The organism is Arthrobacter sp. Leaf141, assembly GCF_001424565.1.
In the GTDB taxonomy this organism is placed as follows: domain Bacteria; phylum Actinomycetota; class Actinomycetes; order Actinomycetales; family Micrococcaceae; genus Arthrobacter.
This window is the reverse complement of the sequence record NZ_LMOL01000005.1, coordinates 556,362-568,429: the sequence shown is the minus strand read 5'-3', so window position 1 is coordinate 568,429 and position 12,068 is coordinate 556,362. Positions and strand designations below refer to the sequence as shown.

The following is a 12,068-nucleotide window of genomic DNA, read 5'->3' as shown; positions in this document are numbered from 1 at the left end:
AAACAGGATAAGCCGTCTGCCTGGTCATGGCCGGTGCTGCGGCGGGCTCAGCAACCGCGTCGCCGCGCCGTCGGGACTCTTCAGCAGGGCATCCGCACGACGGCGGTGCTCCCGCCGCTTCCCATCCTCCATGCCGTCGAGCAGGGACACCACCATCTTGGCGCGGTGGTTCCGTTCGAAGACGGGCCGGTGGTCCTCGACGAAGGCCCAGTACAGGCCGTCCCAGTCCGGCATCCAGTCGCCGGCGGGCAGGTCCGACATTTTCTTCAGGTAGTTGCTGCCGGACACATAGGGTTTGGTGGTGATGTCGGCACCTGCAGCGAACTGGCTCATGGCGTAGACGTTGGGCACCATGACCCAGTCATAGGCGTCGATGAACAGTTCCATGAACCACTCGTAGGCGTCGTCGGGGTGTATCCGCAGCAAGGACATCGCGTTGCCCAGTACCATCAGCCGTTCAATGTGGTGGGCGTATCCGGTGGCCAGTACACGGGAGATGACCAGGTCCACAGGCGCCAGGCCCGTGGTTCCATCCCACCACCCCTCCCCCAGCCCGTTCCTGTGGTTGAGCCCGTTGGCGCTCCGCATCTGGCGGCCGCGCGTGCGGTACGTGGCGCGCATGTATTCCCGCCACCCGATCACCTGCCGGATAAAGCCCTCGAGGGACGCCAGCGGGGTGGATTGGTCCGCGCCGTCCAGGACCGCCTGGACAACTTCCCGGGGGTCGAGCAGCCCGATGTTGAGCGCCGGGGTCAGCAGAGCGTGGTTGATGAACGGATGCTCGCGGGAAATCGCATCCTCGTACGGCCCGAAGTCCGCCAGCCGTTCAGTGATGAACTCCTGGAGGTGCCGGCGGGCTTCGTCGGCGCTGGTGGGCCAGGCGAACAGGTGCGGGTCGCCCGGGGCCGCCGGGAATTCCTTCGCAACCCATTCAATCGCCCGTACGACGTCGGGCGAAGGCTCCCCGGGCTGGTCGCCTTTTGCCTCGCCAGGGTAAGCCGTCAGGCTTTCGAGGTCAAAGGTTCCCTGTTGCTGCGGGTCGGAATGGCGGGCGAAGAGGCCTACTGTGGGCGGCACATAGCCGCGCGGAAGCTTCTTCCGGTTCTCGGCATCGAACGACCACTTCCCGCCCACAGGATCCCCGTTCTGGACCAGGACGTTCAGCCGGCGGCGCTGCCAGACGTAGAAGTCGTGCATGCGGGCCGGGTTATCGGCGAACCAGGAATCGATCCGGCTGCGGTCCGTAAGGAAGTTGGGCGTCTCCAGGACGTCGTCGGCACGCATCCGGTAGCCGGTGTCCCCGAGGCCCGCCACCAGGTCCTTTTCCAGCCAGTCGTCCACAACATCGAACCAGGTCACCTTCGCCGGATGGCGGTGCCGGATGAATTCCGCGAGCTGCGCCCGCGACGAGCGGTTGGCGGAGCTCTCCAAAACAGCCACGTCATGCCCCTGATCCCGCAGCCTGCGGGCGAACCGGGTCATGGAAGCACGGTGCAGGACCAGTTTGTGCGAATGGAACGAGTACTGGCGGAAGAGCAGGTCGTGCTCGATCAGCACGAACATTGTCCCGTCGGTCTCGTCGAGGTGCTGGTCAAAAAGCTGATGGGGCAGGACGAGGCGGACGTGGAGGCCGGATGTCATGACGTAACGATAATGCGAACTGCCTCCATCTGGAGCGAATACTGTGGGGATCAGCCCACTGCAGAACTTCCCGGAGGACACCGTGCCCGACTCCCCACGCCCGCTGCGCAAGCTGGGTTTCCTGACCATTGGCCTGTTTGATCCTGCGGATCCGGCCGCCGGGCACGAGAGCACGCTGCAGGTCATCGAACTGGGTGAGCGGCTGGGGTTCGACAGTGCCTGGCTGCGCCACCGGCACCTCCAATACGGGATCTCCTCCCCCATCGCTGTCATGGCCGCTGCCAGCCAGCGCACCTCCCGGATTGAACTTGGTACCGCGGTGACGCCTTTGGGGTGGGAGAACCCGCTGCGACTGGCTGAGGACCTGGCCACGGTGGACCTGCTATCCGGCGGCCGCATCAATCCGGGCGTCAGTGTTGGGGAACCGATGCAGTGGGACACCGTGAGGCAGGAGCTGTACCCGGATTCCGCGGACGTGGAGGATTTCGGTTACACCCGCGTGGACCGGCTGGGACGGATGATTGCCGGCGAACCCGTCAGGGAGTTCAGCGGCAAGCAGGGCGTGGTGGAGGAGTTCTCCAACCGCGTTGAACCGCACTCCAAGGGACTGCGGGGCCGGCTCTGGTACGGCGCTGCCAGCCGGAAGTCTGCCGTGTGGGCCGGGGAAAACGGGTTCAACCTGCTCTCCAGCAGCGTCATTTTTCCCGGTGAGGGCGAGGCCCCGGACTTTGCCCGGATCCAGCAGTCCCAGATCAGGGCCTTCCGCGCAGCGGCGGGAGCCCGTCAGCACACCCCTGCGCGCGTCTCACAGGGTCTGGTGGTCATCCCTACCGACTCCGCTTCCCCCGGACAGCGTGCCAAGTACCAGCGGTACGTCGACGAGCGGACGCCCCGCACCGCCGTGCCACAGGGGCCGAAACGGATGATGTTCGCTCCGGACCTCATCGGGACCAGCAGCGAGATTGCGGAGCAGCTGCAGGCGCACGCGGGTTACCAGGAAGTTGACGAGGTGGCGTTCGCCCTGCCGTTCAGCTTCGACCATGAGGACTATGTACAGATCCTCACGGACATCGCCACCGGCCTGGGCCCGGCGCTGGGATGGGCGGCCGCCAACCGGCAGGGATCTAAGCTTGGTGCCATGAGCCGCGACGATGAGAAGAACCCGCCCATTCCTGCCGATGTGGAAGGGAAGATCCCCAGGCGCGTGTTCGGCGACCGTCCATCCGGGCACGCGGAGCCGGAGCACGCCAAGGACTCCAAAGAAGGCCCGGCCGGCAGTTAACCCGGCCACACGGCGCCCTTCACCGGCCATCCCCGGGACAAAGGTTTGCCTTGGTGAAGGAACTGGGTGGCCTGGGCGAGGCGCTTCGATCTCGTGGTCGCCAATCAGCTCCCTATCCTTGGCAATCACTGCAGCTTCGCCTGCTGGCAGTACCCGCAGCCAGGGGCGCCAGCTGAAAGTTGCAGGACCTTGGCCGGGCCTAGAAAGATGTGGCGGGCAAATCTTTCTCGCCATCAACGATCGCGAGAATAATCCGCGCTGCCACCATGTCCGGATCCAGCCCGTCCCCGAATCGCGGCGCTGACCCGGCGATCGGATGCCCGGACAGCGCGGTGCCCGTGTGGCCTGGACGGGCGTCCATAAGTCGGATGCCTGCGCGGCGGTACTCGCGCCCCGCGGCGACAACAAAGGCCGCGAGTCCGGCCTTCGACGCCGAGTATGCCGCCAGACCGGCGACGGGCGCCTCGGCGACAACACCGCTCAGCGTGACCACGAAAGGCTCCCGGCCCTCACGTGCCGAGTCTTCGAGGTATGGCTGGCTCTGGGCAATGAGCTGGATCGGACCGGTCGTGTTCACAGCAAACAGTTCGTCCACCGTCGCGGGTTCAAGCTCCGATGCCGCGCCGAAGGCGACAACACCGGAGGCAATAACCAGCCCGTCGAGACGTCCGTGCTGCGCATTCGTATGATCCAGCACCTCATGGATCACAGAGGATTCGCGCAGATCGTGCCCAAGAGACTTTGCTGCCCGGGCGACGATGGCGCCCCGGCTCTCCAACTGCGCGGCGATGCGCGAACCCAGTCCGCCGGTGGCGCCGACCACCAGAACAACCGCACCCTGAAGAGTCGTCATGGCTAGATCCTAGGTCACGTGCTGCAGGTAGCCCAGCACCAACAGAGACGGCCCCACATGCGGAAGCATGCGGGGCCGTCTCAAAATTCTTTGGGATCAGACGTTGAAGCGGAACTCCACCACGTCGCCGTCGGCCATGATGTATTCCTTGCCTTCAATCCTGACCTTGCCGCGGGACTTCGCTTCGGCCATGGAACCGGCGGCCACGAGGTCGTCAAAGGAGACCACTTCGGCCTTGATGAAGCCGCGCTGGAAGTCGGAGTGGATCACGCCGGCAGCCTGCGGGGCGGTGTCGCCCTGGTGGATGGTCCAGGCACGTGATTCCTTCGGTCCTGCCGTGAGGTAGGTCTGCAGGCCCAGGGTGTGGAAGCCGACGCGGGCCAGCTGGTCCAGGCCGGATTCGTCCTGGCCGTTCATCTCCAGCATTTCGCGGGCTTCCTCCTCGTCCAGTTCCACGAGGTCGGATTCCAGCTTGGCATCGAGGAAGATGGCGTCCGCGGGGGCCACCATAGCGCGCAGTTCGTCCTGCTTCTCCGGGCTGCCCAGGATGCCTTCGTCAGAGTTAAAGACGTAAATGAAGGGCTTGGCCGTCAGCAGGCCGAGCTCCCTGAGGTGCTCCATCTCCAGCTTGTCGCTCTTGATGGAGGAGAACACGGTGTCGCCGCGTTCCAGCACTACCTGCGCCGCCTTGATGGCAGCGAGCTCAGCGGCTTCCCGCTTTTTGATTTTGACTTCTTTTTCGATCCGCGGGATGGCGTTTTCGATGGTCTGGAGGTCGGCCAGGATCAGCTCGGTGTTGATGGTTTCCATGTCCGAGCGCGGATCCACCTTGCCGTCAACGTGAATGACGTCAGGGTCATCGAACACGCGGACCACCTGGGCGATGGCCTCCGCCTCGCGGATGTTGGCCAGGAACTTGTTACCCAGGCCTTCGCCCTCGGACGCACCCTTCACAATGCCGGCGATGTCAACGAAGGACACCGGCGCCGGGAGCAGCCGCTGGGAGCCGAAGATCTCAGCGAGCTTCTGCAGCCGCGGATCAGGCAGGTTCACGACGCCGACATTGGGTTCGATGGTGGCGAACGGGTAGTTCGCCGCCAGGACCTGGTTGCGGGTGAGCGCGTTGAAGAGAGTTGATTTGCCGACGTTGGGCAGTCCGACGATGCCAATAGTTAGAGCCACGAGCATAGATTCTACCTGCCGCAAATTGTCGGAGCCCCATGCAACAGTAAGGACATGGATGCATTTGCCCTGATTCTGGCCTTGTTCACGTTGCTGCTGGGCGTCTTCGCTGGCGCCGCCGCCGTCTTTTTGGCGCTTCGGAAGAAGTCCCGTGGGCTGGAGGAGGACTTCGATGCCGTCTCGTCCCGGCTTTCGGAGGTGAGCGCCAGGTTCGCAGCGGCCGACGCCGAGCGGCGGCTTTTGGCGGCACAGAACCGGGAGCTCGGCGAGGCCAGGTCGCAGGACGGCAGTGTGCTCCGCGCCCTGGCGCCGGTGGCGGAGAAGCTCACCGCTGTCCAGCAGCAGGTGGCGCTGCTGGAGCGGGACCGGGTGGAACAGTACGGCCAGCTGGCCCAGCAGCTGCAGGAGGCGCGGCTCTCGGATGAACAGCTGATCCGGTCCACCCACGCCCTCGAATCGGCATTGCGGTCCAACAGTGCACGCGGCCAATGGGGCGAGGTGCAGCTGCGCCGCGTGGTGGAAGCCTCCGGCATGCTCCGCCACGTTGATTTTGTGGAGCAGCTCCACAGCACCGGCGGCGAGTCCGGCGTCCGCCCGGACCTGGTGGTCCAGCTGCCCGGCCAGAAGCAGCTTGTGGTGGACGCCAAGGTGCCGCTGTCCTCCTACCTGGAAGCCCAGGAGCTCGGCACTGCGGACACCCGTCCCGCCGGCCTTCCGTCCGCCATGGAACGCCGCAACCAGCAGTCCCTGCTTGTGGCGCACGCCAAAGCGCTCCGGGCGCACGTGGACGCGCTGGGCAACAAAAAGTACTGGGATATTCCCGGCAATTCACCGGAACTGGTGATCTGCTTCCTGCCCGCCGAATCGATTCTTGCCGCCGCCCTGAACGCGGACCCGGAGCTCCTGGACCATGCGCTGTCCCGCAACGTGGTGCTGGCCTCCCCCAGCACGCTGCTTGCGGTCCTGAAATCCGTCGCGTTCACGTGGCGCCAGGACGTCCTCACGGACAGTGCCCGCGAGCTGTTTGAGCTGGCCAACCAGCTGTACGACCGGATGGGGACGCTCGGTGAGAACGTCACCAAGCTGGGCGCCTCGCTGAAGTCCTCAGTGGACCGTTACAACTCGATGGTGGGGACCCTCGAGGCCCGGGTCTTGCCCACTGCACGCAAACTCAACTCGCTGGACGCCGCCGGGCTGGCGGCACCGCCCGCCATCGAGGTAACACCCCGGGCAGTGGCGGCGCCGGAACTGCAACGCGACGAAGAAGCGGCGTAAGCCAGGGCAGCGCAGGCGAGGTCAGTCGCGTGCCTTGCGCCCGCCCAGGGCGCGGGTCACGTCGCCGGCCTGCTTGAGGGTGGCCCGGAGTTCCTTGGGCAGCGAGAACAGCAGGTCTTCCTCAGCGGTGACCACTTCTTCAACGCTGCCGTAGCCATAGTCGGCCAGCAGGCGCAGCACGTCCTGGACCAGGACTTCCGGGACCGACGCCCCTGAGGTCACGCCTACGGTGGCAACACCCTCAAACCAGGCTTCGTCGACTTCGTTGGCAAAGTCCACCCGGTAGGAGGCCTTGGCGCCGTACTCGAGGGCCACCTCCACCAGCCGGACCGAGTTCGAGGAGTTGGCGGATCCCACCACAATGACCAGCTCTGCCTGCGGCGAGATCTTTTTGATCGCCACCTGTCGGTTGGTGGTGGCGTAGCAGATGTCGTCGCTGGGCGGATCCTGCAGCGTGGGGAAGCGGGCCTTGAGCAGCCGGACGGTTTCCATGGTTTCGTCCACGCTCAATGTGGTCTGGGAGAGCCAGATGACCTTTTCGGGATCCCTGACGGTTACCTGGTCCACTTCGTGCGGGCCGTTAATGATCTGGATGTGGTCCGGTGCTTCCCCGGCCGTACCTTCGACTTCCTCGTGGCCGTCGTGGCCGATCAGCAGGATGTCAAAATCGTCTTTGGCGAACCTGACGGCTTCTTTGTGCACCTTGGTCACCAGCGGGCAGGTGGCGTCGATGGTGCGCAAACCGCGTTGCTCGGCGGATTCCACTACGGCCGGCGAGACACCGTGGGCTGAGAAGATCACCAGCGCACCTTCGGGGACCTCGTCCGTTTCGTCAACGAAGATGGCACCCTTCTCCTCAAGGGAGCTCACCACGTGGACATTGTGCACAATCTGTTTGCGGACATAAACGGGCGGGCCGTAATGCTCCAGCGCCTTCTCCACTGCAATCACCGCGCGGTCCACGCCGGCGCAGTAGCCGCGCGGGGCTGCCAGCAGCACCCTCTTCGCCCCGGAAACGGGGGCTGCGGCTGCTACTTCCTCGGGCGAGCGGCGCCTACGCGGAATGGTTGGCATCGAAAGGGAAACAGCGGTGGAGGTCATTTCCCCATGCTACCGGTTTGGCTGTGCCCGCCGCCTCGAGGAGACCCCCGCCACAACCCCTGCCAGCAGGAGCACTCCCCCGACGACGGCGGTAACCCCGGCCCAGCTTTGGAAGCTTGCGGCTGCGGCCGGAACGAATTCGTCCCGGAACAGGTTTCCCAGGTCGTTGCCGGTGTCCGTGCCGAGCGCCATGGCTGATCCAACCCCGGTCCCGACGGCCCACAATCCCGCGAGCAGCAAGGCACCCACCCCCGCAGCGGCCAGCACTGTCCATTTACGCCGCGCTGCCACCAGAGCCAGCAGCAGCGCAACGGCCGAGCCAATCGCCAAAAGGTATGCAACCGGTGCAAACGTAGCCAGCCGTTCAGTCAGTTCCTTCTGCTGCGGCTGGCCCACGCTGATAAGCGTCTCGGCGGGTGGCGCCAGCGGGATGCCGATGGCGCGGGACACCTCGCCGGTGGCAAGGGACACCAGCGGCGCCACATCGAGTGTCAGCGTTGACGGGGTGCCGGCATCCGGACCGGAGACGGCAAAGCTCAGCCGGTGGCTTTTGCGCAGGGTTTCCTCCCACGCCGCCGGGTAGCCGGGAAGGGACGTCAGCGACGTGGCCGCATCCGCAAGGACCGGCTTCACCAGTTCGGACACAATGCCCGGGACGGCGCTGGTATCGATGGTTCCGACGGCGGCGGCGGCCAGCCGCTGCTGGAATTCGGCGTTGGTTCCCAGGGGAGCCGCCAAACCAACAAAGCCTTCCTCCTGGACGATGGTGCGTTCCAGCCAGATGGCCGGGACGGCCACGGCAGCCAGCAGCACGGCCAGCAGCGTGGCAACGGCGGAAACAAAAGTGCGCACAACAGGTCCTTCAGGGTCGACAGCGGTCAAACCATCCTAGGCAACGATCCTGACCGGCCGCTGTCAGACCCCGGTGATAGAGGTTATGGATAAGGTTGGTTGACCGCCGCACAAGAGATGAAGGACCCCATGTCCCCCGTTCCAGCCCCGTACGGACAGCCGCATGTCTGAGCAGGCAGCCCTGCCGGACAACGCGCCTACCACCCTGCCTGCCACGGCCGCGGAAACCAGCCCTGATAACCCCTGGCCGCTCCAGCTGTTGTCGCAGAAGCTGAAAGCCCACATTGACCGGACCCCGTCGGCCTGGGTTGAGGGACAGGTCATCGAGCTGAACAGGCGCGGCACCAACGCCTACCTGACGCTGCGGGACGTCAACGCGGAAGTGTCCCTGCCGGCGTCGGTGTGGAGCAAGGTGCTGGAACGCCAGGACCTGCCGCTTGAGCGGGGCTCCCGGGTGGTGGCCCTCCTGAAGCCGGAGTTCTGGATCAAGACCGGACGGCTGAACATGCTGGTCCGCGACATCCGGCCGGTGGGCCTGGGTGATCTCCTGGCCCGGATCGAGCGGCTTCGCCAGGCCCTCTCCGCTGAGGGCCTGTTTGCGGATTCGCGCAAGAAGCCCCTTCCACTGCTGCCCCACAGGATCGGCCTGATCACCGGGCGGGATTCCGACGCCAAGAAAGACGTCCTGCGCAACGCAGCCCTCAGGTGGCCTGCCGTCGAATTCGAGATCCGCGAGGTGGCGGTGCAGGGCAATACGGCCGTTTCGCAAGTGATCCGGGCGCTGCGTGAACTCGATGAACGCCCCGACGTGGATGTGATCGTGATTGCCCGCGGCGGTGGTGCCTTGGAGGACCTGCTGCCGTTTAACAGTGAGGAACTGGTGCGGGCCGTCGCTGCGGCGCTCACGCCGGTGGTCAGCGCCATTGGCCACGAAGCCGACCGGCCGCTCCTCGATGACGTGGCAGACCTCCGGGCTTCCACCCCCACGGACGCCGCCAAGCGCATCGTGCCGGATGTCTCCGAGGAACTCGCGGGAGTCCGCCAGGCCCGCGAGCAGCTTCGGCGCTGCATGGACCGGCTGGTGGACCGGGAGACGGACCGGCTCACCGCGTTGCGGTCCAGGCCTGTCCTCGCGGCGCCGGAAGGCCTGGTGACAGTCCGGGAGGACGAGTTGGAACGGTTGCTGCGGCGGTCAGCTGCCGCCGTCAACTCCTCCGTGGTCCGCGCCGCAGACCAACTCCAGCACCTCAAGGCCCAGGTGCGTGCGCTGTCGCCGCAGAAGACCCTGGACCGTGGCTATGCCGTCGTCGAACTTGCCAGGGCCGGCGCCGTCCCGGGTACGGCCGCCGGACACGCAGTGGTGCGCCACCCGGCGGAGGCGCCGGCTGGGGCCCCGCTGTCCATCCGGGTGGCGGAAGGCCGGTTTGGCGCCACCTCCACCGGCAGCGGTGGCACCGTCGAAACAGAAGAGGACAACGTGGAAGCAGGAGCAGCACATGAGTGAGCAGCAAATGGCAGGGGCCGACGTCAGCGGGCTGAGTTACGAGGAAGCCCGCGAGCAGCTGGTGGCCGTGGTGTCACGGCTGGAGGCCGGCGGCGCCAGCCTTGAGGAATCCCTGGGTCTCTGGGAACGCGGCGAAGCGTTGGCACAGCGGTGCGAGGAATGGCTCGAGGGCGCCCGGAAGCGGCTGGCAGCGGCCCGGGACCAGCCGCTCTAAGGCCATCCCCTTAGCCGGTCAGGACCTGGCCACCAGTTTCCGCTCGGCCGCCACATCGAACTCTGCCTTGGGCCATTCGAGGTTAAGTCCGGTCAGGGCACCGAGCAGCAGGTGCTGCACGGCGATCCGGGCGTACCATTTTTTGTTGGCCGGGACCACGTGCCAGGGTGCGCCGGGCGTGCTGGTCGCGTCGATGGCGGCCTGGTAGGCGGCCATGTAGTCCGGCCAGAAGGCCCGCTCGTCCAGGTCGCCGCGGCTGTATTTCCAGTGCTTCTCGGGTGTGTCCAACCGCGCCAGCAGCCGTTTCTTCTGCTCGTCAGCACTGATGTGCAGCATCACCTTGACCACTTTGGTGCCGGCGTCCGCCAGCCGGGACTCGAATTCGTTGATGGCCGCGTACCGCCGCTTGATCTCCTCCGGGGCTGCCCAGCCGTGGACCCGGTGGATCAGGACGTCCTCGTAGTGGGACCGGTCAAAGACCCCCACCATGCCGGCCGCGGGAACCTCCTTTTCGATCCGCCACAGGAAGTCGTACTGTTTCTCTTCCTCGGTGGGGGCTTTGAAGGCCTTGAACTGGACCCCCTGCGGATTCATGGCTGCCATGACGTGGCTGACAATTCCGCCCTTGCCGGCGGTGTCCATGGCCTGCAGGATCAACAGGACGCGCCGGCCACCGCCGAAACGGGACTCGGCGAACAGCTTTTCCTGCAGTTCGCCCAGATCGTCGTCCTGGCCGGCCAGCAGCGCCTTGCCGCTTTCCTTGTTGCCCGGATACCCGGGAGTGGAGTCAGGATCCACCTCCGCCAGCGAGAATTTTTTCCCCGCCCGCAGGGTCTGGGCGGGGTCCTGTTCGAAGCCGACCACAGTGGTCATGGCGAATCCTTCCGGCGAAGTTCACGGGCCTGAACAGCCCGTGAACTCAGGCTAGTTCCCCTTGTACCTGCTGAGGAAGTCCCCCATCCGGCCGATCGCTTCCTCGATGTCCTTGACGTTGGGCAGCGTGACCATGCGGAAGTGGTCGGGGCGCACCCAGTTGAACGCCCGCCCGTGGGACACCAGGATTTTCTCCTCCCGCAGCAGGTCAAGGACAAACTTCTCGTCGTCCCGGATGTGGAATGCCTCCGGGTCCAGCCGGGGGAACAGGTACAGGGCCCCGCGGGCCTGCTGCGTGCTCACGCCGGGAATGGCGTTGAGCATGTCGTACGCCTTGTTCCGCTGCTCCAAAAGCCGGCCGCCGGGCAGGATGAGGTCGTTGATGCTCTGGTAACCGCCCAGCGCCGTCTGGATGGCGTGCTGGGCGGGAACATTGGCACAGAGCCGCATGTTGGCGAGCAGGCTGATGCCTTCGAGATAATCGGCGGCGTCCTTCTTCGGCCCGGAGATGGCCATCCAGCCGGCCCGGTAGCCGCAAACCCGGTACGCCTTGGACAGTCCGCTGAAGGTCAGGCACAGGACATCGTCGCCGGTGAGCTTGGCCATGTTTACGTGGACGGCATCCTCATACAGGATCTTCTCGTAGATCTCATCGGCAAAAAGCACCAGGCCATGCTTTTCCGCCAGCGCCACGATCTTTTTCAGCGTCTCTTCGGGATAGACGGCGCCGGTGGGATTGTTTGGGTTGATCACCACAATGCCCTTGGTCCGCGGGGTGATCTTGGCTTCCAGGTCCTCAAGGTCCGGCTGCCAGCCCGAGTCCTCATCGCACAGGTAGTGGACGGGTTTGCCGCCGGCCAGCGCAACGGAAGCGGTCCACAGCGGGTAGTCCGGGGTGGGGATCAGGACTTCGTCAGCATCGTCCAGCAGCGCCATCAGGGACATGGTGATGAGTTCGCTGACGCCGTTGCCCAGGTAGATATCGTCCACGTGGATGTTCTGGATGCCGCGGGTCTGGTAATACTGCGACACGGCGGTGCGGGCGGAAAAGATGCCGCGTGAATCGCTGTAGCCCTGCGCGTGGGGAAGGTGGCGGATCATGTCCACCAGGATGGCGTCCGGCGCTTCGAACCCGAAGGGTGCCGGGTTTCCAATGTTCAGTTTGAGGATCCGGTGACCCTCCGCTTCCATTTGCTGGGCGGCCTGAAGAATGGGTCCACGGATGTCGTAGAGCACGTTGTGAAGCTTGGTGGACTGCCTGAATTCTGCCATTCCTCAAATATGCCACAGG

Annotated in this window: 10 protein-coding genes and 1 pseudogene; 4 read left to right on the top strand and 7 right to left on the bottom strand. The window is 65.3% G+C overall.

Features of this window, described 5'->3' with window-relative positions; all coding sequences use genetic code 11:
- Positions 1 to 24: 24 nt before the first annotated feature.
- Entirely contained in the window at positions 25 to 1,641 is a 1,617-nt protein-coding gene (locus ASF72_RS05185; RefSeq protein WP_056597070.1) for a cryptochrome/photolyase family protein, read from the bottom strand.
- A gap of 82 nt (positions 1,642 to 1,723) precedes the next feature.
- Here ASF72_RS05185 and ASF72_RS05180 point away from each other — a divergent pair.
- Positions 1,724 to 2,752, top strand: a pseudogene (locus ASF72_RS05180) (LLM class flavin-dependent oxidoreductase); the annotation flags it as partial.
- 370 nt (positions 2,753 to 3,122) lie between these two features.
- Here ASF72_RS05180 and ASF72_RS05175 read toward each other — a convergent pair.
- Together ASF72_RS05175 and ychF are read right to left on the bottom strand one after the other, a co-directional pair.
- On the bottom strand, positions 3,123 to 3,776 hold the full coding sequence (locus ASF72_RS05175) for an SDR family NAD(P)-dependent oxidoreductase (RefSeq protein WP_056597069.1): 654 nt from the start codon (positions 3,774 to 3,776) through the stop codon (positions 3,123 to 3,125).
- Between the two features lie 96 nt (positions 3,777 to 3,872).
- Positions 3,873 to 4,958 (bottom strand): redox-regulated ATPase YchF, encoded by a 1,086-nt coding sequence (gene ychF, locus ASF72_RS05170; RefSeq protein WP_050685970.1) that lies wholly within the window; start codon positions 4,956 to 4,958, stop codon positions 3,873 to 3,875.
- A 54-nt stretch (positions 4,959 to 5,012) separates the two neighbouring features.
- Here ychF and ASF72_RS05165 point away from each other — a divergent pair, with 54 nt between their 5' ends.
- A complete protein-coding gene (locus ASF72_RS05165; protein WP_056597067.1) occupies positions 5,013 to 6,233 on the top strand; it encodes a DNA recombination protein RmuC in 1,221 nt (406 codons plus the stop codon).
- 21 nt (positions 6,234 to 6,254) lie between these two features.
- Here the strand turns inward: ASF72_RS05165 and ASF72_RS05160 are convergent, their stop codons facing one another.
- Positions 6,255 to 7,334, bottom strand: a complete 1,080-nt coding sequence (locus ASF72_RS05160) for a 4-hydroxy-3-methylbut-2-enyl diphosphate reductase (protein WP_050685853.1) — start codon at positions 7,332 to 7,334, stop codon at positions 6,255 to 6,257.
- Positions 7,335 to 7,343: 9 nt separating this feature from the next.
- Positions 7,344 to 8,186, bottom strand: coding sequence for a hypothetical protein (locus ASF72_RS05155; protein WP_050685851.1), 843 nt, complete (start codon positions 8,184 to 8,186; stop codon positions 7,344 to 7,346).
- A gap of 163 nt (positions 8,187 to 8,349) precedes the next feature.
- On the opposite strand from ASF72_RS05155, the gene xseA reads away from it, so the two are divergent.
- Together xseA and ASF72_RS05145 are read left to right on the top strand one after the other, a co-directional pair.
- Complete coding sequence (xseA, locus tag ASF72_RS05150; RefSeq protein WP_056597065.1) at positions 8,350 to 9,690, top strand: exodeoxyribonuclease VII large subunit; 1,341 nt, start codon at positions 8,350 to 8,352, stop codon at positions 9,688 to 9,690.
- Entirely contained in the window at positions 9,683 to 9,904 is a 222-nt protein-coding gene (locus tag ASF72_RS05145) for an exodeoxyribonuclease VII small subunit (protein WP_050685847.1), read from the top strand. The genes xseA and ASF72_RS05145 overlap by 8 nt, the downstream gene beginning before the upstream one ends.
- An 18-nt stretch (positions 9,905 to 9,922) precedes the next feature.
- On the opposite strand, the gene ASF72_RS05140 is transcribed toward ASF72_RS05145, so the two are convergent.
- Entirely contained in the window at positions 9,923 to 10,777 is an 855-nt protein-coding gene (locus ASF72_RS05140) for a polyphosphate kinase 2 family protein (RefSeq protein ID WP_056597063.1), read from the bottom strand.
- A 51-nt stretch (positions 10,778 to 10,828) separates the two neighbouring features.
- A complete protein-coding gene (locus tag ASF72_RS05135) occupies positions 10,829 to 12,049 on the bottom strand; it encodes a pyridoxal phosphate-dependent aminotransferase (RefSeq protein WP_050685843.1) in 1,221 nt (406 codons plus the stop codon).
- Between the last annotated feature and the right edge of the window lie 19 nt (positions 12,050 to 12,068).

Excerpts from the sequence above, each read along its gene's own strand:
- ASF72_RS05140 (WP_056597063.1), bottom strand. The coding sequence starts at position 10,777 with ATGACCACTGTGGTCGGCTTCGAACAGGACCCCGCCCAGACCCTGCGG.
- xseA (WP_056597065.1), top strand. The coding sequence starts at position 8,350 with ATGTCTGAGCAGGCAGCCCTGCCGGACAACGCGCCTACCACCCTGCCT.
- ASF72_RS05145 (WP_050685847.1), top strand. The coding sequence starts at position 9,683 with ATGAGTGAGCAGCAAATGGCAGGGGCCGACGTCAGCGGGCTGAGTTAC.
- ASF72_RS05165 (WP_056597067.1), top strand. The coding sequence starts at position 5,013 with ATGGATGCATTTGCCCTGATTCTGGCCTTGTTCACGTTGCTGCTGGGC.
- ASF72_RS05175 (WP_056597069.1), bottom strand. The coding sequence starts at position 3,776 with ATGACGACTCTTCAGGGTGCGGTTGTTCTGGTGGTCGGCGCCACCGGC.
- ASF72_RS05135 (WP_050685843.1), bottom strand. The coding sequence starts at position 12,049 with ATGGCAGAATTCAGGCAGTCCACCAAGCTTCACAACGTGCTCTACGAC.
- ASF72_RS05185 (WP_056597070.1), bottom strand. The coding sequence starts at position 1,641 with ATGACATCCGGCCTCCACGTCCGCCTCGTCCTGCCCCATCAGCTTTTT.
- ASF72_RS05160 (WP_050685853.1), bottom strand. The coding sequence starts at position 7,334 with ATGACCTCCACCGCTGTTTCCCTTTCGATGCCAACCATTCCGCGTAGG.